Below are 23,337 nucleotides of genomic sequence, written 5' to 3' on the forward strand. Positions count from 1 at the left end.
GATGGCAGTGGCGCGGCTCATGCAGCACCTCGACTGGCACGGGCGGGCAGGGCCACCACGGTGTCGGGTAGCTCAAGCGCCAGGGCTGTCGTGGCCAGGCGCTGGGCTTCGGCCGCTTCGCGCTTCAGGCGGGCAAAGGTCTTGCGGATGTCCGTCGCCACGGCGGGGCGGTACCGGAAGGCCTTGTCGGCAATGCCCAGGCGGGGCAGGGTCGGTTTTGCGGGCATGGTCATACCTCCTGTGATGGATTCGTCGTTCAGAAACTCAGGGAAGGGGCCCGGCCGAGGCCGGTGGCGGGCTGGATCGGCACCGCAGGGGTGGTCCAGTCCTCGATTTCGTGGCGCCCGCAGCCCAAAAAGGCCCGGCGCAGCTCGCCGGTGAGGCGGGCCGTACAGTTATTGAAACCAGTCCAAGGCCGCGCCATGCTGGCGCGGCTTTCGGGGTTTTGACGCCCCTCCACCACGCGCTTCCACAGCTGCCTGCGAGACACCAGCCAGCGGCCCGAGGGCATCTCAACTCCCACGGCCACCTTCTTGGGCACGGTCTCGCCGTACTGGTTGACGGCCTCGGTGCAGCGCTTGGCCACCTGCAGGGTCCACTCGGTGCGCTTGCGGCATACCCCGCCCATGCAATGCATGTAGCGGCTCCAACTGGCCTGCTCTTCGCCGTGGCGGTGCACAGCGCCCCAGGTGCGCCAAGCCACCGGCTCGCCCGTCATCCGGGCGTGCTCCACTTGGTCCTTCGTCACCCGGCGCATCTCGCGCCACACCGTCACCGGGGGCTGCCCGATGGCTTGGAACTGCCGAATGCGCCACAGCGAGGCCCAGGCCTCCACCCGCTGCGCACCGGTCACGGCGCCCGAGTCCACGTTGAACATGTCGAGCTGGTCGCCACCAGGTGCGTCCAGGTGCTGGCCGTCTTCGCCAAGCTGGCCGCCCACCACGTTCTTGGCCACGTACTTGACCATGTAGCCGGCCGCGCCGCCCCGGGTCATGGGCTTGAAGTGGGCTCGGTTCTTTCGGGCGCCAGGCTGGGTGCCGTCTTCGCTCAGCCAATGCTTGCGCAGGATGAACTGCACCCGCTCCATGGCCTGGGGGCTGTCTGTCCACAGCAGGGCATGCCAGTGCGGGCAGCCGTCGTGGTGCGGCTCGGCCACCCTGAAGCCATACACCTGCAGCCCCTCGCGCTGAAACTCAGCCCGCGACCTGGCCCACATCGTGCGCAGCCAAAGCTGGGCATCCCGGGGGCTGGCCCCTTCGTACTTGGGGTTGCGCCGCGGCGGCTGGCGGCTGCCCTTGGCCGGGAACAGCGCCGAGTGAAACCGGCTCGGGCAGGTCAGCGTGGCAAACGTGCCCACGTGGCCGGTTGTATCGGCAAACTCTTCGCAGCCCCGGATGCGCGCCATCAGCTCACCGCGCCGCACCTCGGGGTTGGCCACCGACACGGCCGCCAGCTCTTTCAGCGTGTACACCTGGCCTGCCTCATTGCGCACCAGGCACTTGGCCAGCAGCGCTTCATTGCGCTTGAGCTGCAGCAGGCGACGCTCCACCGCCTCGTTCGACACATAGGCCCCGTCGCGGAAGTTGACCAGGCCCTGCTTGATGAAGCCGTGCTCTAAGAGCCGCGCCACTTTCTTGCGCAACACCTGCCGCCACCAGAACAGCGACTTACCGCGCTCCACCAGGCTAGCCGCTGTGTCGCCTGCTGGCGGCTCCACGCCCAGCGCCTTGCACACCTGGCGCACCAACTGGGCCTGCTCGGGCATGCTCAGCGGTGTGGGCCACAGGCTCAGCAGCTCGCCGATTTCATTGGCCACGGTCTCGGCGCGCTGGCACACCTCCACGTCGGGCATGTTCCAGGTGATGACCTCGCGGTGGTCGGTGCGGAACTTCTGAAGGCGATCCAGCCAGCCCGAGTAGCGCTGCCAAACCGGGTCCGATGGCGGTCGGATCGCCATCGCGTCGATGCTGCGGCCCCACTGGGCTGGTACCTCGGCCTTGATGCGGGCGGACAGATGCCGAGCCTGCTGCTGCTCCACGGCATACCAGTCCATGTACACATGCCGAGCCATCACCAAAGCCCCGTCAGTGCGTGCAGCGTCTGAAAGCCCTGCCGGGCGGCCCGCGCTTCGCGCTTGATCGCCATGCGCTCGGCCTCGGGCAGCTCACGCCAGTCGCGGTGCGACAGGTCGGACAGTTCGCCATCCACCCCGGCCAGCAACAGCAGCGACATGCGCAGGCCATGCTCCAGCCGAGCCCACTCCCGCGACTCGGCATCCGACCAGCGCTGCTGGCTGGCCCGCTGCACAAACTCGTCGCGCAGTTCGTTCAAGCGGCGGCGGTGGGGCAGCGCCCTGGGCGCCGGCGTCGCGCCGGCGCTTTCCGCCGAGGGTGAAGCCACAGTGCCCATCAGGCGGCCCCCAGCACCCGAACTGCCGCCACATACCAGGCATCACCGTAAAGCTGCTCCACCCAGGCCAGGGCCTGCAGCCGGTTGCCAGCGCCGCGCACCATCAGACGCCGCCGGCGGTGGTGCATGTCGAAGTGGGTCACGCGAAAGGTCATGACGCCCTCCGTTCCAGCGGGGGCAGTGCCGCCTTTTTCACGGCACCCTTCATGCACCAGTCGTAGGCCAGGTGCTCAAACCGGGCGCCCATGTCGCTCACGCCATGCAGGCGGTTCAGCAGGTCGTGCACCTCGGCCCTCGGGCGCGCATCCATGCGCAGCACCGCCAGGCAGTCATTCAGGTGGCGCTCGTCCAGCAGCCGCAGGTCGGTCAAATCGAAGCGGAAGCGCTGGCCGTTGTACAGGCCCAGCAACAGGGCCGCGCACACCTTCGCGCCCCCATGGCATCCCTGGGCTGTTTGCCACAGGCGATCAAGTGCCGCCAGTGGATCTTGTGCGGATGTATTCATGCTGCCCTCCGCACACCCAGCCCGGCATTCATGCCGCGCACCCGGCCGGCAGCGGCCCGCAATTGCGAGGCGATCTCTTCAGCCTCGTCGGCCGTCACCACGTAAATGGCCGAGAACGCACCACCCCAGGCATTTAGCTGCACGCTGGCCGGCACGTCTGGCAGGCTGCTCTTGAACGCGGCCACCTGCAGCAGGCTCTTCTCTGCGGGCTTCTCATGGGGGCGCAAGACAGACCCGTGGGCCACGGCGCGGCCAAACGACTGGGCGCCTGGCGAGGCGCAAGGGGCCTCGATGGGGGCAATGGACATGACTTTTCCTTTCTTCAGGGTGAGCAAGTCCCGCAGGGCCTCCGAACAGGCACCGCAGGGGCGAAACAACAGGAAGGGGGCGGGGCGGCTAGGGCTTAGCCGGGGCTCGGGTCGAGCTCGAACAAGTCGCGCGTGGTCGGCGGGGTGAGGGTGGGCTTGTAGTCAGCCGAGGGCATGGTGTTCAGCTGATGCTGAATGAGCGATCTGCGGGCGTGCCGACTGATCGGCAGCATCACCGAGGGGTCTGGAATCGCACTCGGGCTGATGGTGTGCGACACCGAAATGATGGCCGCGAAGGTATGGCCACATTCCCAGTTGGTGCACACCGCCACAGCGCTGCGTGTCAGCTCGGTCACCTGAGCGCTGTTGCGGATGTAGGCTTTGCTTTTGCAATGGGGGCAACGCATCCTCATGAGGCCATCTCCGCAAGAGGTAAAACCCAGTCAACCGAAAGCATCGGCGCCGAGTTAAGGGTGAACCAGTCGTTGGGCACGCGAAACCTTTGGTCAGTTCGAGGTTGCGGCGTTCTTGTTGCGAAAGTCGGCCAGGCCGCGCAGCAACATCAGGCGCGAGAACGAGGCCAGCGACCGCGACTCACTTTGGGCGAAGGCCTCAACCTCAGCACGCTCTGCGGGCAGCAAGCGAATGGGGATAGGTTTTTCGGTGACGACGCCTCGCGGGGCGCGGCGTGCTGCTTGGACTTGGGAGGACATTGCGTGCGATATCCTTTGTGTAAGGAAGAATTTCACTGTGAGCCGAAGTCTAAGGCAGAAATCTGCGTGTTGCAATAGATGAGCGAAGAAATCCGTGTGAACATCGGCGCCCGCTTGCGCGAAGAGCGTGAGCGTCTCGGGCTTTCCCAACCTGCATTTGCAGATCTAGGGGAGGCGTCTGCGCGCACCGCCCAAGATTGGGAGCGCGGTGTTTCCGCTCCCAAGGGGGACTTTCTGGCTCGTGCTGCTGCTGCCGGGGTTGATGTGCTTTACGTGCTCACTGGCCGTAGGTCGACCCCGTTCGAGACGACGATGTCCGATGAGGAGGTCGCATTGGTCGAGAACTACCGACGCGCCAATCCCAGTCGGCAGATGAGCGTTCGAGACGTTGTTTCCGTTCTCGCCCAGACCGGCGGTGATTCGTCTCGATCCGATGGACCCCGCGTGGTCATCGGTGGTGACGTTCACCAACAGATCGAAGGCGGTGCCACCTTCAGCGCCCCCGTCAGCTTCAGTTTCAGCTCTGCAAAGAAGCGCAAATGATCAGATGATCTTCTGGTGCAGCGGGCCGATGGCGCTCGCTTCGAGCTGGGAGACGATTTTGAGTCGGAGCGTTGAGATTCGCCGGGATGCCGGCCAGGTGGTGACGGGGGATGCTGTCACCAACATTCAAAAGTTGGTGATACCGATGTCGGCCCGAAGTCAGGGTGACGCGCATGCTTTTTTTTGGGCGCTCTGAGCGTCGGCTTGCTGCTGTCTGTGGGGGGCTTTGGATGGCATCTGGCTGCTGAGCGAGATGGCGGCGCCGATCCATGGCTGTGTCACTACCAAGGCGAGGCTTACTCACTAGGCAGCGTGATCGAGATGGTCAATGACGTGGCGAAGGCGTGTCGGTTGGTGGATGGGGTGCCTGTGTGGGATCGGTAGTCCCGATCAAGGCTGGCCGTTCGTCTGTGAGGCAGAGCTTGGTGAAAGCTGGAAGTAGATCCAGATGTTCAGGGCCCTTGGTAAAGCCGCGTCAGAGGGCAAGGTGGAGGGATTTTCGCTGACGATCTTCAGCGAGAGGGACCACGGAGTAGTGTGGTTTTATGCGGATTTACTCGTCACTGGAGTACCACGACTGATATCTAGAAGATGTTGGAATCATGCGGCGGCCCTTCCTCAAATTGCATGTACTGCAAAGTAACTGAAGGTTTGTGACGTCATTGATGCCTCCTTCGGCCAGCGGAATCATGTGATCGTAGTGCTCGGTTTTGTTGATTGAAACGATCCCGGTGAGGTCCGTATTGCATGCCGAACACATTCCTCGATCTCTGAAGAATACCGCTTTTTTTGCCCATTCTGGAATGTGAACTCTGGTCGGAATACCATCGCTTTGGAGCCAATCCTGCTCCTCTGCTGCTAAATCCATTTTTGTTATTTGTCCAACGATGTTGGCGATATAGCTGTTTAGGTTTGAAAGAAGGGTTCGATTCCCAAATAAAATATGGAAAACCTCTTGAGTCAGGCGCTCCAGTAGGGCATCAAGTTCACCTGTAAGCCTTAGTTCTGCATAATAGTCGTGAACAATATCTTCTGTTGAGTCTGAAATATCAATGCCTTCTTTTTTTAGCCAAGCGTGAAATCCTTGGGTGTCAATTTCATGGTGCTTTAGCGCTTGATCAATCCATAATTTTGACCGAGAATTATAGGGGGTCGTGTCAATAGTGGATTTCTCAAGGTGTTCGTATATTAAATTTTCAATAACATAATTCGCAAAATCGTGTAAAACACTCCACTTGGGGAAAGCTTGAAGGAATACCCATGACTCTCTGTCTTCATGCCAATTGTTTAAATTGCGCAAATATGGTGTGATGTCGTTGAGCACGTTGTGAATAATGTTGGCATAGTAGTATGTTTCAAAAAAATCCATTCGTATTAGTGGCTCTCGCATGGTGTGGTCTCTCGTGAGATTTATTTGATTTTGGTATTTTGAAATTGATTTGTTTGGGAGTCTACATGTCTTATTCTTTTGTGATTGATTTGCATGGCCGCAAATCAGGTTTTATGAAATGACATGTGGGCTGTAGGCGGGATGGGTTGTTAATTAATGCCTCGCTTTGTGAAATGTGTCCGTGCTAAATTTGAGTTAACCATGGATATTTCTGAGCCGTAGGATAATTCGGCGTTTAGATTGAATTTTCTATTGAACTGACGAAATATCGGAATGCAAGATTTGAGCGGGTTCGCCAGGATTGGTGTGTATCCATAGTTCGATCAGAGGAAGATCACCCATTTTCTTTGCAACTTGGCAGACCCGATCTGCAGCTGCTAGAGCCTCAAATCCAAATATTAGATAGATCGCTCGTCTGTAATTGACCTCGGTGCGAAAGAGTGCAAGTGTTTTTAGATCTTTTCTGATCTCGCGTCGTTGAGCGTTTGCAGACTTGACCTCGATGATTGTGTTATTACTGCCCATGTCTCCAGGACAATGAACTAATAAGTCAGGTTTGGCGTAGTCTGCACCAAGCATTCGGAGGATAGGGTGGGCCACCTTATCGAGTTCGCCGTTCAAATAGAACGGGGTATCGGTGGGCCATTGGCATCGAATCTGATGATAGAGTTCGTAGCAATAGACACGCTCTCGGTAGACTGGATCTCCGCCATCGAGTTCTATCTGAAAGTATGCCGGCTTAATTTGCGCTGTTGCGTTAAGTAGAAATCCGGTTAACTGTTGCATCACGAATTCCTCGATCTTTAATCGATCAATACTAGAACATTGCTATGGGATTTCGGAAGGTTTGTGTATTTAGGTCGGGTCTCTTTTGTCGTTTGCGCTGGGCATTGGGACACGCTGCAGGACGGAGTTTGCAAGTTCGAAAATTGGATTAATGGTGGCCGCTTTGCTTTCCTCAAGCATTTCGGTTGATTCCCCGCTCTTCAATACAAGGGTTGTGGGTTCTTGCAAAAGGGTAGTTAAAACGAGTACGGCTGCATCAGATGTATTCGGTTGATTGATTGTCATAAATGCAGCAAGAAAATCTGCTCGACGTTGAGCCATACGATGGAAGCGCCTATAGTCATCTGAAAGTGACCTATATTGCCTAAGCAAAAACCAAGCGACTGCCTCCACGAAAATTAGCATCGCCGTCGGCCTAAGACTTTGCATAAAGAACGCTTCTGTCTTTGTGTCGGCTCCAATTGTAGGAAGAGAGGCGTAGAAGGCTCCTACACCTACAAATGCCATGGCTATACCGGAAACTAGCATTATTGAGGAGCGCTGATAGATATCTAGTGCGCGATCTCTTGCAAACTGCACCTCATCTTTTAAGACGGATGTATTGTCGGTGGCCTTGGAGAGTGAGATTGTGTCTTTATTTAATTGAGATATTTCTTTTGAATTTGCGAGGCTTTGGGGGTCTGTTTTTCTGGAATGGCCTTCTCTATTTGCTCCAATGATTCTTAAGGCGTAGAGAAGTACTAACCATAATCCTGATAGTGCAATCATTGTATCGTAGCGATACGTTACTAAATTCTCGTAATCGAATGATATTCCGTCTTCGGTGCGATGTGCTGTTATTTTAATTAGGTATTCTGCTAGCAAGGTTGAGTGTATAAGGCGACTGTCTATGGCCTTGTCGAGTGTTGGGTTGAAGTTTAGCCGTGTGGTTAGATTGTCTTTTAGGTATCCCGAGCTCTCGGATTGAGGCAATCCATTGGCATACTGTTGCGCAGATACGACTTCTTGAATAATCAAAATTGGAACAGATGCAGCGATAAAAATCCATGCGACCGAAAGCCATCGATTGGAAAATGATGAAATGAAGCGCTGCTCTCCTGACGTGAGTTTGGATGAGAAAAATTCTCCGACTCTGGAAGCTAGGCGTCTTGGTAGATCAAAAAAAGATTCCGGCATGCGATAATTTATTTATGTGTGATAGATGACGTTCGCCCCGTATTCGAGTCAAGGTCGGCCTTGTTTGGGGCGCTGATCGATTGACGAGGTTAAATACTCAGGAAATCTCGGTCGCTTGTGCCCACATCGGGTTGAAGAGAGACTCCAGAGTCATTTTGTAGGCGGTTGTCGAATGGAGGCCAACTGCTGACTCAATTTGATCTGTCTTGCCGAAGTCGGCGCTGGCAACCCAGACAGTCCCTGGTGCAACTAGTACAACCTTTGCATTTGTCTTTTGGTGTAAAGCGATACGTATTAGCTGAAACCTAGACTTTAATTGCTGTGCTTCTAAAGAAGCACGTGTATTTGCAATGATGGAAATGTCTCTGGGTCGTTTGCCGACTATTCGCGAGATGTACTCAACATCAGGAAGGGCTCCAGTCATTATGTAAATTGGGCCTGTATCGCTTCCAATCTGAGATAGGCGAGTATTCCATGTACTCGCGCAAATTGACATTTTTGCGTCTTCGCAAGAAAAAGAAAATCCACCGTTGTCGTTGCTGAATGCCATATCGTTTTTCCTCCGCCAATGGAATGCCGTGTGCTTCTCTTTCTTCACATGGTGATCTGTGAGTCCATTTTTTTCAAACACTATAGCCTACACGCTAGACTTGCCGCCGCAACGTGTGTGATCTTTAAAGCGGTCGAAACGTCTCAGGGTGCGGTTCAACGTTGGATCTTGCGCAGCACAACTAAGAATCAGCTGGGGACGCTTAGTCTAGGATTGAGGTCTGATCAGTTGTTATCTGTCGCCGCTTTGAGTTCAGAGTCAAGTTCCATTTCGACAGCATCCTTAGGTATTGTTCCTGTCTCCATCTCCACCCGCGTGGTAAGCCCCCCATCTCCCAGCTGGTGCACAAGCCGCACCACCAGCCAATCCGTCGCATCAATATCGCCCTTGAACCCTTTCACGGTGACAGGCGTCTGAGGCATCAACTCAGGCCGCCCCACGGCCAGGCTCAGCTCCAGGTTGGCGGCGCCGCGCGCAATGCGATTCATCTCAGCACGCGCGGCGGCCAGCGCATCGGCCTCGCTGCCGTAGGTGTCCTTCAACCGTTTCTCATGACCCTGCTTGCCCACAAGCACACCACGCCGGCGGGCCCGACCCGCGTCGTGCCAGTAGGCCCGCACACCGCTGTAGCTGTCGCGGTCGCTGATGTGAAAGCGGTGTTGGTCGCCGTCCTGGCGCGTGATCGTGACCTTGACCAGGGGCTGGCCTGAGCTGCTGCGCGTGCCGTTGATGGGCAGGAACACCAGGCGCTCCTTTTTGACGGTGGCCACGGCGTCGTGCTGGGTGGCAAGCCGGGTCAAGAAGTGCAGGTCGCTTTCACCGGTCTGGTCGATGTGGGCGATCTTCACGCTCGCCAGGGCCTCGTCTACACGGCCCTGCAGGTCGTGGCGCTTTGCGATGGTGCCTACGATGTCGCCCAGGGTGGTGGCATGCCAGCTCTGGTCGCGGCGAATGCGCAGGCTCTTGCGCATGTCGGCGGCACGGGCACGGATGTGCACCTGGTCGGGCGAGCCGCTGTGCTCCACTTCATCCACGATGAACAGGCCTTTGTCGACCAGGGCCTGGCCGGCCCAGCCGATGCGCAGCGCGATCTCGGCACCGCGCGGGGGCAGGCGCACGGCGCCGTCACTGTCGTTCAGCACCAGATCAAGCTGGTCGCTTTCATTGCCCCGGCATTCGCTCAAGGCTAGGCTGATCAGGCGGGCGTCGATGGTGGGCGTGATGTCGCGCCCGTCAATCGTCAGGCTGAAGTCTGGCGCGCGGTAGGGCGCCCGGTCTTTGTAAGGGATGGCCGCCATCAGATCCACCAATCCACGGGCCAGGTCTCGTCTGGGTTCACGCCCCCGCTGGCGTCGGCCATCCAGTCGTCGACCCGGGCCAGGCTCAGGTCAAACGAAACGCGCCGCGGCACGCCCTGGGCCACAAACACCGAGCTGGTCTCACTGATGCCCTCAATCACCCAGGCGCCGTACACGCCGCCGGCGCCGTCCACCATGGCCCAGGCCCGGCCGCTGTCGGCCATGTCGCGCAACTGGGGCAGCGACTGGCGCTTGCCCATGAATTCGGGCACCTGCACGCCGGTCAGGTTGATCAGGTCATCGCCTGGCCCCACAAACTGCCGGGCCGGGCGCTGGCCGACTCGCGCGTTGCTGGGGTGGCGCCAGGTGGTCTGTCGCTTCAGTTCTTCAAAGGCCAGGGTGTTCAGGCTGAACACGAACTGGCCGAGGCTCATCATCATGGTGGCTTCCTCAATCGATATCGCTCATGCTGGACAGCACCCGCGACCGGGCCGCCCGATCGCGCCGGTCCAGCTCGGCCGACACGGCGCGGGCGATGGCCTGCGGGTCCATGCCCGGGGTGGCGTTGATCGTGATCTGGTGGCTGCTGGGCGGTGCGGCTGCTGCAGATCCACCCGCACCTGCCTGGCGGGCTGCCATCACTGGGCGCTGGGCCAGCACCAGGGGCTGAGCGTCAGCGCCAAGGCTATCGGCCGCCATGGAGGCACCGGCCACGGCCGTGCCCGCCATGGCCAGCACAGCGCGGCGCACCAGGTCCTGGCGACCGGTGATTCCCAGGGCGGTGCCCTCGCTGATGAAGCCGCCGGCCTCCATGAACACCCGGCTGGGGCTCTTGATGCCCAGGCGGTCGCGGAACCACTGAGCCACCGAGTCGGCCGCGCCGGCAATCGTGTCGCGCACGGCCGCCAGCCGGCTGGTGATGCCATCGGTCAGGCCCGCCATCAGGTCGGCGCCGGCCTGCAGGAAGCGGCTCTTCAGGTCCACCACGTACTGCCACGCAGCCTGGCCACCGGTGCTGATGCTGTTCCACCAGCCGCTCACGGCCCCCGACAGGGTCTCCCAGATCGCGATCAGCCCGCCCTTGATGCCGTCCCAGTTGCGCCAGACCATGAAGGCGGCCACGGCGATCAGCGTGAGGGCGATGCCGATTGGGTTGGCCAGCATCAGGGCCCCCAGTCGCGCGATGGCCGAGCCGGCGCCAGTCAGGATGGGGCCCAGCACACCAAATGCCCGCCCAGCCATGAAGCCGACCTTGTACAGCAGGCCCATGCCCGGCCCCAGGCCGAACAGCTTCACACCCAGCGTGGTGACCAGGTAGCGCATCAGGATGAACTTGCCAGCCAGTAGGCCGACCGGAATCAGCACGGCGCCCAGCACGGCCAGCAGAGCAGAACCGGCCAGTACCACCTTGAGCACGCCAGAGACGAGGGAGCGGTTTTCAGAAACCCAGGCCGAGGTGCGCTCGAGCACGGGGTTGATGCCATCCATCAGCTCGATCAGCGCCGGCTTCAGCCCCTCTCCGATCTGCGCCTTCAGGTTGAAAGCCCGGTTCTCGGCCATCTTCCACTGCGCCGACAGAGTGGCGTTGCGGGCGGCGGCCTCGCGCGCCATCGAGCCCTTGCCGGCATCACCGTTGGCCAGCTCGCGCTGGCGGGTCAGCTCCTCTGGCTTGTCAACCAGCTTGGCCAGGGTGTCGCTGTGCTCCAGGCCCACCAGCTCGACCATCACGCCGATGCGCTTGTCCTGGGGCAAGGCTTGGATGGCGCTCAGCACCTGGGTCAGGGTACCCATGGCGTCGGTGGCCATGCCCTTCTGGATGGCGGTGTCCTTCAGCCCGATCTCGGCCAGGGCCGCGTGGAACTTCTTGGTGCCCTTGGTGGCCGCAGCCAGCTTTTGCACGATGGCATTGGTGGCCGTGCTGGCGGTCTCTTCGCGCTCACCCAGGGTCAGCAAGGTGCTGCCCAGGGCGGCGGCATCCTTGGCCGACATGGCCACGGTGGACACCACGCCCGAGGTGCGGTTCAGGAAGCCGATGATGTCGGCCCCCTTGCTGATGGCGTTGTCGTCCAGGTAGTTGATCGAGTCGGCCAGGCCCCGGATCTCGGTGAGCGGGATTTTGAAGTTCTTCGCCACCTTGCCCATGGACTCGGTCACCTGGTCGGGCACCGCGTCGAAGGCGGTGGCCATCTCGCTGGCCATCAGCGTGAATTCTTTGAGCTGGTCGGTGGGCACCTCCATGCGGGCCGCGGCCGTCATCATGGCCGCGATCTGGGTGGTGGCCAGGGGCACCTGGCCCGACAGCTCGCGCACTTGGAGCTCGGCCTGGCGGTACACCTCGGTGAGCCGGCCCATCTCATCTCGGGCGCCCGGCACCTGGCGGGCAATGCCCAGCATGGCGTCCTCATGGGTCGCGAAGTCCTTGACGGGCGCCATGCCGATGTCGATCCCCTTGCGGCCGGCTGCGTTCATGGCCACGCCGGCGCCCACCACCAGGCCGGCCTTCATGCCCTGGCTGGCGGTGGTCTCGCGGATCTTGGCCAGGCGCGAGAGCTGGGCCTGCTGGCGTTCCACCGAGCGGGTGGTGGCGTCGATCTGGCCGCGCAGCCGGGCCTCGGCCTCGGTGACGTTGCCGATGCCCATCTCTTTCATGGCCCGGCGCACGGCGATCAGGCGCTGGCGTTGGGTGTCGCTGGTGGCGTTCAGGCGCTGCAGCTCTTTCTCGGCGGTGGCGATCTGCTGGGCCAGCTTGCGCTGCTCGGTAGCCGTGGCCGGGGTTTCCTGGCGCAACTGGCCGAGCATCACGGTGGCCACCTTGGTCTGCTGGCCAGTGGCCGCGAGCTGCTGCTGCAGGGCGCGCATGCGGTCGATGGCGCCTTGCTGGGCGTTCAGGTCGCGCAGTTCCTTGCGTGTTGCACTCAGGGCCTGGGCCGTGGCCTTGCTGCCCTGGGTGATGCGTTTGAGGGGGGCCAGGGCGCGGTCTGCCAGGTCAAGCACCACGCGCAGGCGCAGCATGTCTGCAGCCATGTTGAGTTTTCCTTGGGGTCAGTCTTCAGGGGTCAGGCGCTCGATGGCCAGCTCGCGCCAGGCCATCAGCTCGGACACCGTCATCGGGGTCATCTCCGACAGCGGCCAGTGGAATGCCACGGCCAGATCGGCCATGGCGCCCTCTATGCGTTCAGGAAGGCCTGCACCTGACCCTTCGGCAGCAAAAAAGCGAGCACCTCCCCGCCCAGGGCCACCAGGTCGACCGGGTCGAGGTTGGCCACGTCGAACTTGGTGAGGGTGGGCGAGCTGATGCGCGGCAGCAGCACCTGCAGCGAGTCGACGTCGACGCGCATCAGGGCCGACAGCGACAGGCCGCGCAACTCGCCGGCCTTGGGCTTGCGCAGGGTGACGGAGCTGATGGTCTGCTCGCCTCGCTGGATCGGAGTGTCCAGGGGCACCACGGCGGTGTCGGTTTGGGCTGCAGGGATGGCGGTGGGGGTGGCGGCGGTGGTGGATTCAGGGGTGGTCATGGGATTTTCGGAGATTGGGTGATGGTTGGCTAGGCGGCCCGCCAGGGGCCGCCCGGGATGGGCATCAGATGCCCGGATCAAATGCCCAGTGCGGCGCGCACCTGCTGCATGCGGTCCACGCCATTGACCAGCTCGATCATGTTCACCACGTCGATCTCGATCAGTGCGGTGCCATTGACCGTGAGCTTGTAGTAGCTGATCGCCGACTTGATGCTGATCTCGGTCTTGTCTCCGCCCTTGGCCTTCCCCGGGTCAAATTCCTTGTGGCGGCCGCGCACCACGACCTCCAACGAGTCGACGGATTCGGAATCATCCGACTGGAGCATGCCGGCGAAGCGCAACAGCACACCGTTGTGGGTTGTGACGCCCCACTGCTTGAGGATGTCGGAGATCCAGCCGGCGGCCTTCCAGTCCATCTCCATGGCTTCCGAGCCGAGATCCAGCTCGATCTCGCCGTTCATGCCGCCCGAGCGGTACTTCTCCATCTTGCGGGTGAGCTTGGGCAGGGTGACCTCTTCGGTCTCGCCGACATAGCTCACGCCGTCGACGAACAGGGCAAAGTTCTTGAGTTTCTTGGGCAGTCCCATGAGGTTCTCCAGTGATCAGGGGTTGAAAAGGTGCTGCGGGCTTACAGACCCGTGCCGACGCGCACGGCGAAGTCGCTGAAATAGCTGTCGGTGATGCGCTGCTGGAAGCCCAGGTCTTCCAGGGGCGGCACCGGGGTGTAGTCGTAGTCGATGCGCAGCTTGCCGACCTTCAAGGTGGCGGTGGTGTTGACTTCTTCGTCGTACCAGGCCTTGCCGTCGAGGATGTAGCCGCCGCTCTTGAGCTCGCGGAACTTGGCGTTGATGCCCTCCAGGATGTCCTTCACCAGGCTGGGGTGCAGCGGCTTGTCCACCGCCCACATGTGGCCCTCGGCCATGGTGTCGGCCAGCACCTGGGCCGTGCGCGTGGCGCTCTCGAAGGCGAACAGCTCCTCACTGCTGGTGGTTCGGCTGCCCCAGAAGCGGTAGCCGCTGGATTGGATCAGCGTGGTGACGCCGGCGGCATTGAGCAGGCCCGCGTCGGTGTCGGGGCTCTGCAGGTCCCAATGCACGTCGCGGCTGATGCCCTGCACGCCGTTGATCGGCACGTTGGACAGGGTCTTGTGCCAGCCATATTCCTGGTCGATGCGCGCGCGCAGGCCCATGGCATAGGCCACGGCCGGGGCTTCGACGATGCCGGCGGCATTGACGTCGAACTTCTTCCAGTTGGGCCACAGCAGCATGAGCTCGCGGGCGCCGAACAGGTCGCGGTAGGCCGTGGCGCCGCTCACATCCTCGCCGTGGGCTGCGGCATAGCCAAAGCCGCGCAGCTTCTGGGCCACCGACACCAAGGCGTCGGCCACGGGCTCGCTGTCCAGGCCTGGCGCGCCCAGGATGCGGGGCTTCACGCCGAGCTGGGCCTGGGCCGCCAGCAGGGCCTGCAGGCCGGTGTAGTGCCCGCCCACGCTGGTGCCGATCACCTTGGCGTCTTGGTCGGCCTGCTTGGCCTGGGGGTCGGCGCCCTGGCCCTCGGCCACGCGCACCACCACCAGGATGGGGCGGGTCTGCTCGCTGATAGCGGTGAGGGCCGGGGCCAGGGTGCCATGCACGCCGGCCTTGTCGATGGCGGTGTTGATCTTGGTGACCAGCACCGGGGTGTTCAGGGGGAACACGGTAGCGTCGGCGTCGGGCGCGGTGGCCACCAGGCCAATGATGGCCGTCGAGATCATGGTGATGGCCTGCAGGCCGGCAGAGATTTCCGTAACGCGTACGCCGTGGTGGTAGTTGGCAGAAGACATTGATGGCTCCAGGTTGAAAAACTTTGAAAGAGGGAGATCCGGCGGTCAGTTGCGCAGCGCCGGGGGCTGTTGCAGGCGGCGCTGCTCGGCCTCGAAGGCTTCTCGGCAGTGGTCGGTCTGCCAAAAAAACAGGGTGTTGATGGCGCGGGCCGTCCAGCCCCAGACGGGCAGGCCCTTCTCGCGCATGCGGTGGGCGCGCGATGACAAGGTTTCGTCGGGTTCGCCTGCCAGTACGGTGTTGGCGAGCTGGTCCAGGCCGATCAGGATGCTCAAGATCCAGCCACCCATGTCAGGCCTCCACCACGTAGATGGTCAGACCGGCAAATGCCATGCGGTGCTCGGGCGGGATGGCCTCATTGATGGCGTCCTCGGTGACGCTCCAGACACCCGACTCGGGCAGCGTCACCCGAAACCGGATCCGCCCCTGGGTCATGGTGCCCAGCAGCACCCGCTCGCGGCCGTCGCGTGAGCGCAGCGGCATGCGAAAGGTGTCATCCAGGGGCAGCAATGCGCCCGCCAGCCCCACCCGTAGTTCGGCCTCGGCCTGCAGTTCGGTGCCCACCAGGCAGGTGACCTCGCGCAGGCCCTTGAGCACCAGGTGCGCGGAATGGCCAGCGTCGGCCGTGATACCGGTCACCACGATGGTGGGGCGCTGGTCCTCGAGCGCAGCAGCCGCCGGTGGGGCGATGAACTCCCCTGCAGCCAGGTCATAGCCCCAGCCAATGCCCACCCCCAGGCCCTGCTCGTGGAGCGTGTCCAGGGCCTCGATGTGATCCCAGTCGGGGGCAATGTGGGCAATGAACTCGGCATCGGCCACGATCACGTTGTGCACCCGGCCCAGGCCGGTGCTGTCAGATTTGATGAGTGCGTATTGCATGGTCCTGTTACTCCAGCCACCAGATGAGGCAGTAGCCGGCTTGCCCGGCGAGGCCTGCGGCCCAGGGCTGGGTCGAGTTGCCCCCTTTGCCACCCCATCCCTGGTTGGGTCGGGTGGGCGTGTTGTCCCCGCTATAGAGGGATGCACCGGACAAATAGAAGGGAGGTCCTCCAGCAGCGCCACCCATGGCGCCGGGACCTTTCATGCTTCCCCCAAAGCCCGCCAGCGGCAGGCCAGGCATGCCAATATTGGAGTTAATGGGACCATTGCCGTTGCCCGATGTGCCGTCTGCGCGACCGCCTGCTGCAGTCAGCAAAGCGCCGAAAGACGACGCTCCCCCGTCGGCTCCTCGATTGCCAATGTTGTTCGTCACGCCAGTGCCAGCCGCGCCGCCCGATCCAATGGTCACGTTGACCGGCCCTGTTACCGTGACCAGGCGATTCAGCAGTACCTCGCCACCGCCACCGCTGCGACCAGCGCTTCCATAGGGGTTGCTGTAAGCGTCATAACCGGCGTAGCCAGCTTCCCCCCCTGCGCCTCCACCAACGAGGGCCTGTACCCATACCTGCCCCCCATTGGCCAGCAGCGCGGCGCTGGGCGTGAACAGGGCCGAGCTGGTGAACTCCTGGTACCGGAGCGCCCCGCCGTTCTTGGTCGGGATGGCGGCCACCCGCTGGGCCAGGGCATTGGTCCAGACCTCGGTGGACAGGGCTGTGGCGGCCGGCGCGCGGCTGGTGATGGCCGCATCAAGGCGATCGAGCAGCACGGCGCGCGCATTGGTCCACTGGGCGGTGCTCAGTGCGCTGCCGGCCGGCGCCACGGTGTTCAGGGCGCCAATGACGGTCTGCAGCTCGGCATGCAGGCTGGTCAGCACATTGCCCATGGCGTTGGTCAGCAAGGCCGGAATGGCCGCGTCCAGCGTCTGGATCATGTTGCGCAGCCGGATGATGTCCACGTCGGCGTCGTTGGCCGGGTGCGGCAGCGCCAGGCCCAGGTTGGGCGTGATGTCGTTGATGGGTTGGCTCATTTCTGGGTCTCTCTTGCCTGTGTCACAGCACCACGGCGCGCAGGTTGGTGATGGCCGGGCGGGCCGCGTGGGTGCCCGTCAGGCTCAGGCGCAGGCGGGCCTTGTCGGCGGCGTAGTTGTCGAGCTGGTAGACCAGCTCCATCACGCCGGCGGTTTGGGGGCTGCTGCTCACAAAGGGCACAGGCGTCCAGGCGCCGGCGGCCTGGGTCTGGTTCTGGGTTTGGGCGTGCAGCGTGAGCGAGCTGCCGGCGGGCAGATCCGCCTCGAGCACCACGCGCACGCTGACCTGGCCGCCGCCATTGACCAGGGGGCTGATGTAGCTGCCAGCGGTCTGCAATGAGCCCACCACCAACTGGATGCCGGGCTCCAGGATGGCGCCGAGCGAACCCGCACCGCGCAGGCGCGCAGACACCTGAACGTGCCCTGTGTACCGGGTCGCCAAGGTCACCACCTGGCCAGGCGCGGCCTCGATCACGCTGGCGTTGTCCAGCGTGAGTCGGAACACGCAGCTCGAGGCGGCCGAGGGTTGGTGCACGCAGGCCTGCACCAGCAAGTCGGTGGTGTCGACCACATCCACGGTGCCCAGGTCGATCAGGCTCTCGGTCTGGCTGTAGTCGGCCGCCAGCAGCTCGAACGTGAGGTCGCGGTCTTGGTGCGCGGTCCAGGTGCTGGCATTGCTGCTGGAAAGCAGCACGCCCACCTGGTAGGGCTGGCTGGTGACGATGCGCCCGGCCGTGGTGTCCCACTTGCCCAGCTCGGCCACGGCCACCGCAGTGCTGGCGTCGTCGCACAGCAGCACCAGGCAGTACTCCCGGCCGGCCTCGGCCAGCACGGGCGACCAGGTGACGCGGGTGCGGCCGTCGAGCACGATGTCCGCCGGCTGCAGGCGCTTCTCCACCAGGATGCGAGGCGTGGGAAAGCCGTTCTCGGCCTCACGCAACTGGACCAGCACGGTGCTGGTGCCCTTGGCCACAAACTGCAGGTCCACCCCGGTCAAATGCGTCGTGGTCGACAGCGTGAGCGTTTGGGCCAGCGGGTCAACAAAGGCCTGGTACCAGTATTTGGTGACCTGCTGCAACTCGCGCTGCACCAGGGTGCCCTGGCCTGTGAACAAGGCCGTGGCGTGGTTGCCGCCCGAGCCCGTGAGCGTCACTTCCTTGGTGCCGGCGGGCACGTTGGCAGGAATCGTGAACTTACCCTGCAGCAGCCCTTGGGCATTGGCCGCCAGCGCGCCACCGTTCAGGGCGGTCGGGTGCACCGCGATGCCGTCGAAGGTCATGGCGGTCACGGTCTCGCCGGGGCCGAAGTGGCTCTCGAACTGCACCTCGATCTGGCGCAGGGTTTCCAGCTCGGTCGATGTCTCTTGCAGCGTGTCGATCTCGCTGCTGACGCTGGTCACCGAGCCCACCCCGATGCCGCTGAGATAGAACTGACGCTCCAGGGGCTTGGCCCAAAGGGTCTGTACGTCGGTCCAGCGGTCCACCGCGGGCTTCAGCACCAGGTCCGTGGGCAGGGGGTCAAACGCCGAATAGGGGTTCACCAGCATCTGTCCGGTGCGCATGGTCTGCGAGAGGGCCGGCCGGTGTCCATGAGGCAGCGCCTGGCGCTCGATGATGCCCAGGCCCAACTGGTGCACGGTGATGGCGATCGGCAGGCGCAGCGCGCCACCCGAGATGGCGGCGGTCTGGGCCACGCCCGCGTCGCGCATGCTGTTGTTCAGGAAGGGGTCGGCAAACAGCCCTTTCTTGATGCCGCTGTTGCGGCCTGAGATGTCCAGCGCAAGGCGCAGCTCGGCCTGATCCTCGAACAGGCGGCGCAGCAGCGCTCTGTAGCCGGCCTGCTCCTGCATGGACACCATGTGCACGGCATCCTGGTCGATGCGGCGGTTGCTGTCCCAGCTCTGGTACACGGTGGCCAGGCTCAGGCAGTTCTGCGGCACGGTGGGGGCCACCGGGCTCCATTCGGCCGGCACGCCCCGAATCCAGGTGATGTTGCCGTCGCTGTCCATGCACAGGCGGTCGTAGCGGCGCAGGGCCTGCTGGTAGCTGACCAGGATCAGAGAGCCAGCCAGGGCGCCGGCCACGTCAAAGCCCGTGCTGGTCAGGTTCTGCACCTGGGCGGTGATGATGTGCTGGTAGGTGACCTGGTAGGTGCTGCCCGGATTGGGCTCGGCCCCGGCCAGGCTCCAGTCAATCTGGCCGGCGGTGAGCTTCCAGCTCACGTCCTTGTTGAATGTGGTCGCACCCTGCTTGACCGACTCCACCAGCAGCACGCTGGTGTCGGGCAGCGGGTCGGCCGCGCCGTTGAAGCCGCCGTGAATGATGTCGTGGGTGCTACGCACGGTGATCTTGACCGTCAGCGTGCCGACGGCCGGGGTGCGATCGAACGCAATGTGCTGCAGCGCTTCGGTGGTCGAGGCGTGGGGCTCGTCCTCGATCGCCAGCAGTTCGGGCGTGGCGTCGTACACCACGCGGCGCGAGGCGGGCAGTTCCAGGCCCCGGCCGCTGATGCGGGCCGCGCCCTCGGCCAGGGTGTAGACCTGCTGGCCGGTGGGCAGATCCGGGCCCGCCACCACCTCCAGGCCGCGCACCACGTAGGTGCCGCCGGTGCTGTCGCGGTCGTAGCGCGAGAGAGCCTGGGTGATGGCGTCGAGGTTGGGCGGCGCCTCACGAGCGCGCACCGAGCCATCCTCCACCGCCCAGATGGGATAGAAGGTGCCGGTCTGGCCGTCGCCCTTGAAGCCCCACGCCAGGGTCACCTGCTCGCGCCAGGCGCCGGGCTCTTGATAGCCCCTGGTGCCCACGGCGGGGTTGAGCAGTGTTGGGTCCTGCTCTTCGGTCACCACCGCCACCTGCAGGTACACGCCCACATTGACGATGCCCACGGTGGCGATCTGGAGCTGGCCGGCGGGCACCGGGCGCACCGTGCCGTCAACGTAGACACTGCCGGCTTCGCACAGCGTGGCGCCAGTGCCTGAGTTCACGACGATGCCGGCACCTTCGACGATGCCGCCATCCTTGAACAGCACATCGGACACGGACTTGGCCCGGTGGATCAGGGCGTCTTGCAGATCGTTGAGCTCGGCCGACTGCAGCACGCGCTCGGCGTTGAACAGCACACGGTTGTAGCGCTTGGCCGGGTCGAATCGGTTGTAAATGATCATGGTCAGAAAGGAAGGACGTACTCGAACATCTGGCGGGTGGCGCCATTGCGGGGGAAGGCGGGCACACGCTCCAGCGCATACAGGCGGCCGGGGCTGGCGAGATCTGGGGGCAGGAAGTAGCGCTGCCCCGCAGGCAGGCCGGCCTTGACCTGGGTGCCCAGGAAGATCCCTTGCTCGCGGATGGTCTCGCCGGCGGCCTCGGCAAACGCGAAGACGAACTTCACGTAGACGTAGGTAGTCGGCTCGGCCGACAAGGTGTAGCGGCCGGTGGCTAGCTCAATCTCGCCATTGGCGTCGGGTCGGCAGTAGCCCACCTGGGTGGAGGCCCGGCGGCCGATCTCATCGACCAGGCCAGCGTTGGTGTTGCCCTCGGGCTGGGGGGCGTCATCCCAGGCGGGTGAGCCGTGGCCCCAGGCCAGGTGGATGGGCTGGCCGGCGACGGCGATGGCCAGGGCGATGCGGCCGGATTCTTGAAGGGTTGCCATGATGGTGGTCAGTCCTGTGTGTGCTTGGAATCAATGGAGGTGCGCCAGGGCCTGGCGTCCCAAGGCCCGACCCAGCGGCGCGGGGCTGGCATGGGGCTCGAGATCTCGATGGCGTGGGCGTCGGTACGGTTGTCGAGCGGGTCAATGGCAGGCCAAGCCAGCGATTCAAGGTGCACGGTGCCGGCGACCCCGTGCGGAACGCCTCGCACCGGCGCCGCGCAGGTGCCGGTGAACATGGCGCCAACCCCGCTGTAGGTGTCGACCACCACGTAGCTGTCCAGGCGCCACGAGTCCAGCTCGACCCGGTCGCCGCGGGGCATGGTCAGGGCGTGCACGGATGTGGCCGAGGCCTCGATCTGTCCATGGGGCCAAGGGTTCACCCCCCGGGCCTGCAGGGTGGCGAAGCTCGCCTTCAGGTCGGGCCCGGTGTCGGTGCTGACCCAGACGCCCGAATCGTTGTCCAGCAGGCCCACGTCCAGGGCCTGGCCACCGTCGAAGGTGATGGGGCGCAGGTCGTAGCTGTGGAACACCCGATAGAAGCGGATTTGAGCCGGAATGCTGGAACGCACCACGCGGGCGATCTCGCCCATCTCGGCGGGGCTGGCGGCCCGGCCCAGATCGATGTGCAGGTAGGCGGCGTCCTCTTCGATCAGCACCTGGTCGAAGCCCAGCCAGCCCAGCACCCGGCGCACAGCCGCGGCGGTGCCGCGCTCCAGCAGCCAGGGACGGCCGGCTTCCAGCAAGGAGGCCAGGCTGTCGAAGTAGCGGGCGAAGTCGGCCAGCCCCCATTCGGCGGCCAGCCAAGGGTAGAAGGCCACCGGGTAGGCGTCGACCAAGCGGGGCCCGGTGGGCGCCATGGCCTCGGCCAGCCCATCCCAGGCCGGCATGCCCTGGTCGATGGCCCGCTCCAGGGCCGTGGAGGCCGGTGGCAGCACGGTGGTGATCGCGGTTGTTGTCGTGGTGGCCATCAGGAAATCCCCTCGTCGGTGAGTTCGAGCACGCCCACCACCGGGTATTCATCGGCGGCCAGGGTGGTGGTCTCAGTCGGGCGCAGGTTGTCCACGTAGCGCACCGCGGCCACGCCTGAGACGTGCAACTGGGTGGTGATCCAGGACCGGGGCACGGAACGGCCCAGGCGGGCATAGGTGGCCATGGCCAGCGGCAGGCTGGTGCGCAGTTGAGCCACCAGGTCGGACGGGGCCGAGGCCTCGCGCCAGATCCGGGCGCTGATGTTGACCGGCCGGGGCTGGGCTACGGCCACCGTGACGGGCACGCCCAGCGGCCGGGCACCTTCGGCGTTCTCGGCGTTGAGCACAGCCAGCGCGGTGACGTCGGCCAGGCTGGCATCGTCAATCCACAGCAGCACCTGCACCCGCCCCGGCTGGGGCTGGGTGGCCAGGGCGTCACGCACGTTGAGCGAGGTGCTCAGCGCGATCAGCTCGTAATGCTCGCGAGTGCCATTGCCGGCCAGGGCGCGGATGCGCAGGCCAATGCGCAGGCGAAGGCGCTCGTCGGTCTCGCCGGCCAGGCGCTCCAGGCCGTAGAAGGCGCCCTTGTGGTCCAGGTCGCCCTTGGTGGCAAAGGCCAGCAGGGAGGCCCGGGTGGCTTCGTTGACGCGTTGGCGGTACAGCAGCTCGCGGTAGGCGTGGGCCTGCAGCAGCTTCTGCAGCGGCTCGCTCTCCAGGTCGATCACATCGGCCACGCCCGGGTAGCGCTGCAGCAGGTCGGCGCGCTCAGCCGCCAGGATGGCCTCGAAGGACAGTGCTTCGACCACATTGGGGGCCGGCAAGGTGGTGAGGTCCTGGGCGTTCATACCGCAGCTCCAGAAACGAGGGTGAGGGGAACGCTCAGACTCAGCACCTGGGGCTGCTTGGTGCTGGGCTCCAGGTACAGGCCGTCCAGCGTGATCACGGCCTTGCCGGGCTCGGTGCGCGTGTAGTGCAACTGGGTCAGGCGCAGGCGGGGCTCCCAGCGCATCAGGGCGCTGGCGATGGCCGCGAACAGGCGCACCTGGGTGGCCGGGTTGTCGGGGTGGTCCACCAACTCGGGGACCAGCGAGCCGTATTCGCGGCGCATGACGCGGGTGCCGATGGCCGTGGTCAGGATGTCGGTCACGGACTGGCGCAGGTGCTCGATGCCGGTGATGGCGGCGCCGGTGGTGCGGTTCATTGCGGCTCCCCAGAAACCTGGTCACCCGCCCGCACGCCACCGTGGTGGTGATGGCGTAGGCTGATGGTGTCGGCCAGGATGTCGGGCGTGGCCCGGATGGATTCGGGAGTGATGCGCAGGCGCTGGTCGCCCACCTGCAGGGTGATGGCGGTGGCGCATTGGATGAGCAGCTCACCATCGAGCCAGCTCATGAAGTCGTCACCCGACCATTCCTGCAGGAACTGGTGGGGGTCTTCGCTGCCCTGGGGGGCATCGTCACTGAACAGGCCGGCCAGGGCCACGCCCTGCAGCAGATCGCCACCGGGGCACAGCAGAACGCACTGCTCGCCCACCACCGGCGGCCACCAAGTGCGCCCGGCCTGGCCGCCGGCGCGCAGCGAGAAAAACGGCACCCAGTTGCTCAGCAGCCCGCCGGTGCGCACACGGCAGCGCGCGGGCTTGCCCAGGCGCACCAGCTCGACGGAGCCAAGGCGCACGATGTTCTCAATCTTGCGATTGAGCTCGTAGGGAGATTCGGGTTGGGTGAGGGGTTTTTGCACCCGGTTGATGGTGCCGGGGTGCGGTATTTAATGCACGAGAATCAGGGTGTATTTTTGTTCGT

29 protein-coding genes are annotated in these 23,337 nt (G+C 63.5%); 1 reads left to right on the plus strand and 28 read right to left on the minus strand.

Annotated features, from left to right (window positions below):
* Positions 1-17: 17 nt before the first annotated feature.
* The 8 genes from AC07VS_RS02350 to AC07VS_RS02385 form a co-directional block, all read right to left on the minus strand.
* Complete coding sequence (locus tag AC07VS_RS02350; RefSeq protein ID WP_494750118.1) at positions 18-227, minus strand: hypothetical protein; 210 nt, start codon at positions 225-227, stop codon at positions 18-20.
* A gap of 29 nt (positions 228-256) precedes the next feature.
* The gene (locus tag AC07VS_RS02355; protein WP_494750119.1) at positions 257-2,071 is read right to left on the minus strand and encodes a replication endonuclease; all 1,815 of its coding nucleotides are present in this window, start codon (positions 2,069-2,071) and stop codon (positions 257-259) included.
* On the minus strand, positions 2,071-2,409 hold the full coding sequence (locus AC07VS_RS02360) for a hypothetical protein (RefSeq protein WP_494750120.1): 339 nt from the start codon (positions 2,407-2,409) through the stop codon (positions 2,071-2,073). Before AC07VS_RS02360 ends, AC07VS_RS02355 begins: the two co-directional genes overlap by 1 nt.
* Entirely contained in the window at positions 2,409-2,564 is a 156-nt protein-coding gene (locus AC07VS_RS02365; protein ID WP_494750121.1) for a hypothetical protein, read from the minus strand. Before AC07VS_RS02365 ends, AC07VS_RS02360 begins: the two co-directional genes overlap by 1 nt.
* Positions 2,561-2,914 (minus strand): DUF7673 family protein, encoded by a 354-nt coding sequence (locus tag AC07VS_RS02370; protein WP_494750122.1) that lies wholly within the window; start codon positions 2,912-2,914, stop codon positions 2,561-2,563. Before AC07VS_RS02370 ends, AC07VS_RS02365 begins: the two co-directional genes overlap by 4 nt.
* On the minus strand, positions 2,911-3,222 hold the full coding sequence (locus AC07VS_RS02375) for a hypothetical protein (protein ID WP_494750123.1): 312 nt from the start codon (positions 3,220-3,222) through the stop codon (positions 2,911-2,913). Before AC07VS_RS02375 ends, AC07VS_RS02370 begins: the two co-directional genes overlap by 4 nt.
* A 95-nt stretch (positions 3,223-3,317) precedes the next feature.
* Positions 3,318-3,635 (minus strand): Ogr/Delta-like zinc finger protein, encoded by a 318-nt coding sequence (locus tag AC07VS_RS02380; RefSeq protein WP_494750124.1) that lies wholly within the window; start codon positions 3,633-3,635, stop codon positions 3,318-3,320.
* A gap of 93 nt (positions 3,636-3,728) precedes the next feature.
* Complete coding sequence (locus AC07VS_RS02385; RefSeq protein WP_494750125.1) at positions 3,729-3,935, minus strand: hypothetical protein; 207 nt, start codon at positions 3,933-3,935, stop codon at positions 3,729-3,731.
* Positions 3,936-4,013: 78 nt separating this feature from the next.
* On the opposite strand from AC07VS_RS02385, the gene AC07VS_RS02390 reads away from it, so the two are divergent.
* Complete coding sequence (locus tag AC07VS_RS02390; RefSeq protein WP_494750126.1) at positions 4,014-4,478, plus strand: helix-turn-helix domain-containing protein; 465 nt, start codon at positions 4,014-4,016, stop codon at positions 4,476-4,478.
* Between the two features lie 553 nt (positions 4,479-5,031).
* Here the strand turns inward: AC07VS_RS02390 and AC07VS_RS02395 are convergent.
* From AC07VS_RS02395 to AC07VS_RS02490, 20 genes are all read right to left on the minus strand, one after another.
* Entirely contained in the window at positions 5,032-5,868 is an 837-nt protein-coding gene (locus AC07VS_RS02395; RefSeq protein ID WP_494750127.1) for an HNH endonuclease, read from the minus strand.
* A gap of 249 nt (positions 5,869-6,117) precedes the next feature.
* Positions 6,118-6,654: a hypothetical protein gene (locus AC07VS_RS02400; protein WP_494750128.1), complete on the minus strand. Its 537-nt coding sequence runs from the start codon at positions 6,652-6,654 to the stop codon at positions 6,118-6,120.
* Positions 6,655-6,723: 69 nt separating this feature from the next.
* Entirely contained in the window at positions 6,724-7,830 is a 1,107-nt protein-coding gene (locus AC07VS_RS02405) for a hypothetical protein (protein ID WP_494750129.1), read from the minus strand.
* Positions 7,831-7,927: 97 nt separating this feature from the next.
* Positions 7,928-8,380, minus strand: coding sequence for a hypothetical protein (locus AC07VS_RS02410; protein WP_494750130.1), 453 nt, complete (start codon positions 8,378-8,380; stop codon positions 7,928-7,930).
* Between the two features lie 224 nt (positions 8,381-8,604).
* A complete protein-coding gene (locus tag AC07VS_RS02415; protein ID WP_494750131.1) occupies positions 8,605-9,678 on the minus strand; it encodes a phage late control D family protein in 1,074 nt (357 codons plus the stop codon).
* The gene (locus AC07VS_RS02420) at positions 9,678-10,118 is read right to left on the minus strand and encodes a phage tail protein (protein ID WP_494750132.1); all 441 of its coding nucleotides are present in this window, start codon (positions 10,116-10,118) and stop codon (positions 9,678-9,680) included. Before AC07VS_RS02420 ends, AC07VS_RS02415 begins: the two co-directional genes overlap by 1 nt.
* 10 nt (positions 10,119-10,128) lie before the next feature.
* Positions 10,129-12,702 (minus strand): phage tail tape measure protein, encoded by a 2,574-nt coding sequence (locus AC07VS_RS02425; RefSeq protein ID WP_494750133.1) that lies wholly within the window; start codon positions 12,700-12,702, stop codon positions 10,129-10,131.
* 18 nt (positions 12,703-12,720) lie between these two features.
* The gene (locus tag AC07VS_RS02430) at positions 12,721-12,837 is read right to left on the minus strand and encodes a GpE family phage tail protein (RefSeq protein WP_494750134.1); all 117 of its coding nucleotides are present in this window, start codon (positions 12,835-12,837) and stop codon (positions 12,721-12,723) included.
* 8 nt (positions 12,838-12,845) lie between these two features.
* Positions 12,846-13,193: a phage tail assembly protein gene (locus AC07VS_RS02435; RefSeq protein WP_494750135.1), complete on the minus strand. Its 348-nt coding sequence runs from the start codon at positions 13,191-13,193 to the stop codon at positions 12,846-12,848.
* Positions 13,194-13,270: 77 nt separating this feature from the next.
* Positions 13,271-13,780, minus strand: coding sequence for a phage major tail tube protein (locus tag AC07VS_RS02440; RefSeq protein WP_494750136.1), 510 nt, complete (start codon positions 13,778-13,780; stop codon positions 13,271-13,273).
* A gap of 41 nt (positions 13,781-13,821) precedes the next feature.
* On the minus strand, positions 13,822-15,015 hold the full coding sequence (locus AC07VS_RS02445; RefSeq protein WP_494750137.1) for a phage tail sheath protein: 1,194 nt from the start codon (positions 15,013-15,015) through the stop codon (positions 13,822-13,824).
* A gap of 45 nt (positions 15,016-15,060) precedes the next feature.
* Positions 15,061-15,303: a hypothetical protein gene (locus tag AC07VS_RS02450; RefSeq protein WP_494750138.1), complete on the minus strand. Its 243-nt coding sequence runs from the start codon at positions 15,301-15,303 to the stop codon at positions 15,061-15,063.
* A gap of 1 nt (position 15,304) precedes the next feature.
* Entirely contained in the window at positions 15,305-15,892 is a 588-nt protein-coding gene (locus AC07VS_RS02455; RefSeq protein WP_494750139.1) for a hypothetical protein, read from the minus strand.
* A 7-nt stretch (positions 15,893-15,899) separates the two neighbouring features.
* Positions 15,900-16,919, minus strand: coding sequence for a hypothetical protein (locus tag AC07VS_RS02460; RefSeq protein ID WP_494750140.1), 1,020 nt, complete (start codon positions 16,917-16,919; stop codon positions 15,900-15,902).
* A gap of 22 nt (positions 16,920-16,941) precedes the next feature.
* Positions 16,942-20,082 carry a DUF4815 domain-containing protein gene (locus tag AC07VS_RS02465; RefSeq protein ID WP_494750141.1) on the minus strand — a complete coding sequence of 1,047 codons (3,141 nt, stop codon included), beginning with the start codon at positions 20,080-20,082 and terminating at the stop codon, positions 16,942-16,944.
* Between the two features lie 2 nt (positions 20,083-20,084).
* Positions 20,085-20,567, minus strand: coding sequence for a BW3TFN family phage tail fiber component (locus AC07VS_RS02470; protein ID WP_494750142.1), 483 nt, complete (start codon positions 20,565-20,567; stop codon positions 20,085-20,087).
* Positions 20,568-20,575: 8 nt separating this feature from the next.
* Positions 20,576-21,535, minus strand: coding sequence for a phage tail protein (locus tag AC07VS_RS02475; RefSeq protein WP_494750143.1), 960 nt, complete (start codon positions 21,533-21,535; stop codon positions 20,576-20,578).
* Complete coding sequence (locus tag AC07VS_RS02480) at positions 21,535-22,380, minus strand: baseplate J protein (RefSeq protein ID WP_494750144.1); 846 nt, start codon at positions 22,378-22,380, stop codon at positions 21,535-21,537. Before AC07VS_RS02480 ends, AC07VS_RS02475 begins: the two co-directional genes overlap by 1 nt.
* The gene (locus AC07VS_RS02485; RefSeq protein ID WP_494750145.1) at positions 22,377-22,736 is read right to left on the minus strand and encodes a GPW/gp25 family protein; all 360 of its coding nucleotides are present in this window, start codon (positions 22,734-22,736) and stop codon (positions 22,377-22,379) included. The genes AC07VS_RS02480 and AC07VS_RS02485 overlap by 4 nt, the downstream gene beginning before the upstream one ends.
* On the minus strand, positions 22,733-23,275 hold the full coding sequence (locus AC07VS_RS02490; RefSeq protein ID WP_494750146.1) for a phage baseplate assembly protein V: 543 nt from the start codon (positions 23,273-23,275) through the stop codon (positions 22,733-22,735). The genes AC07VS_RS02485 and AC07VS_RS02490 overlap by 4 nt, the downstream gene beginning before the upstream one ends.
* Positions 23,276-23,337 lie beyond the last annotated feature (62 nt).

This window comes from Curvibacter sp. GW821-FHT01G03, from assembly GCF_059422285.1.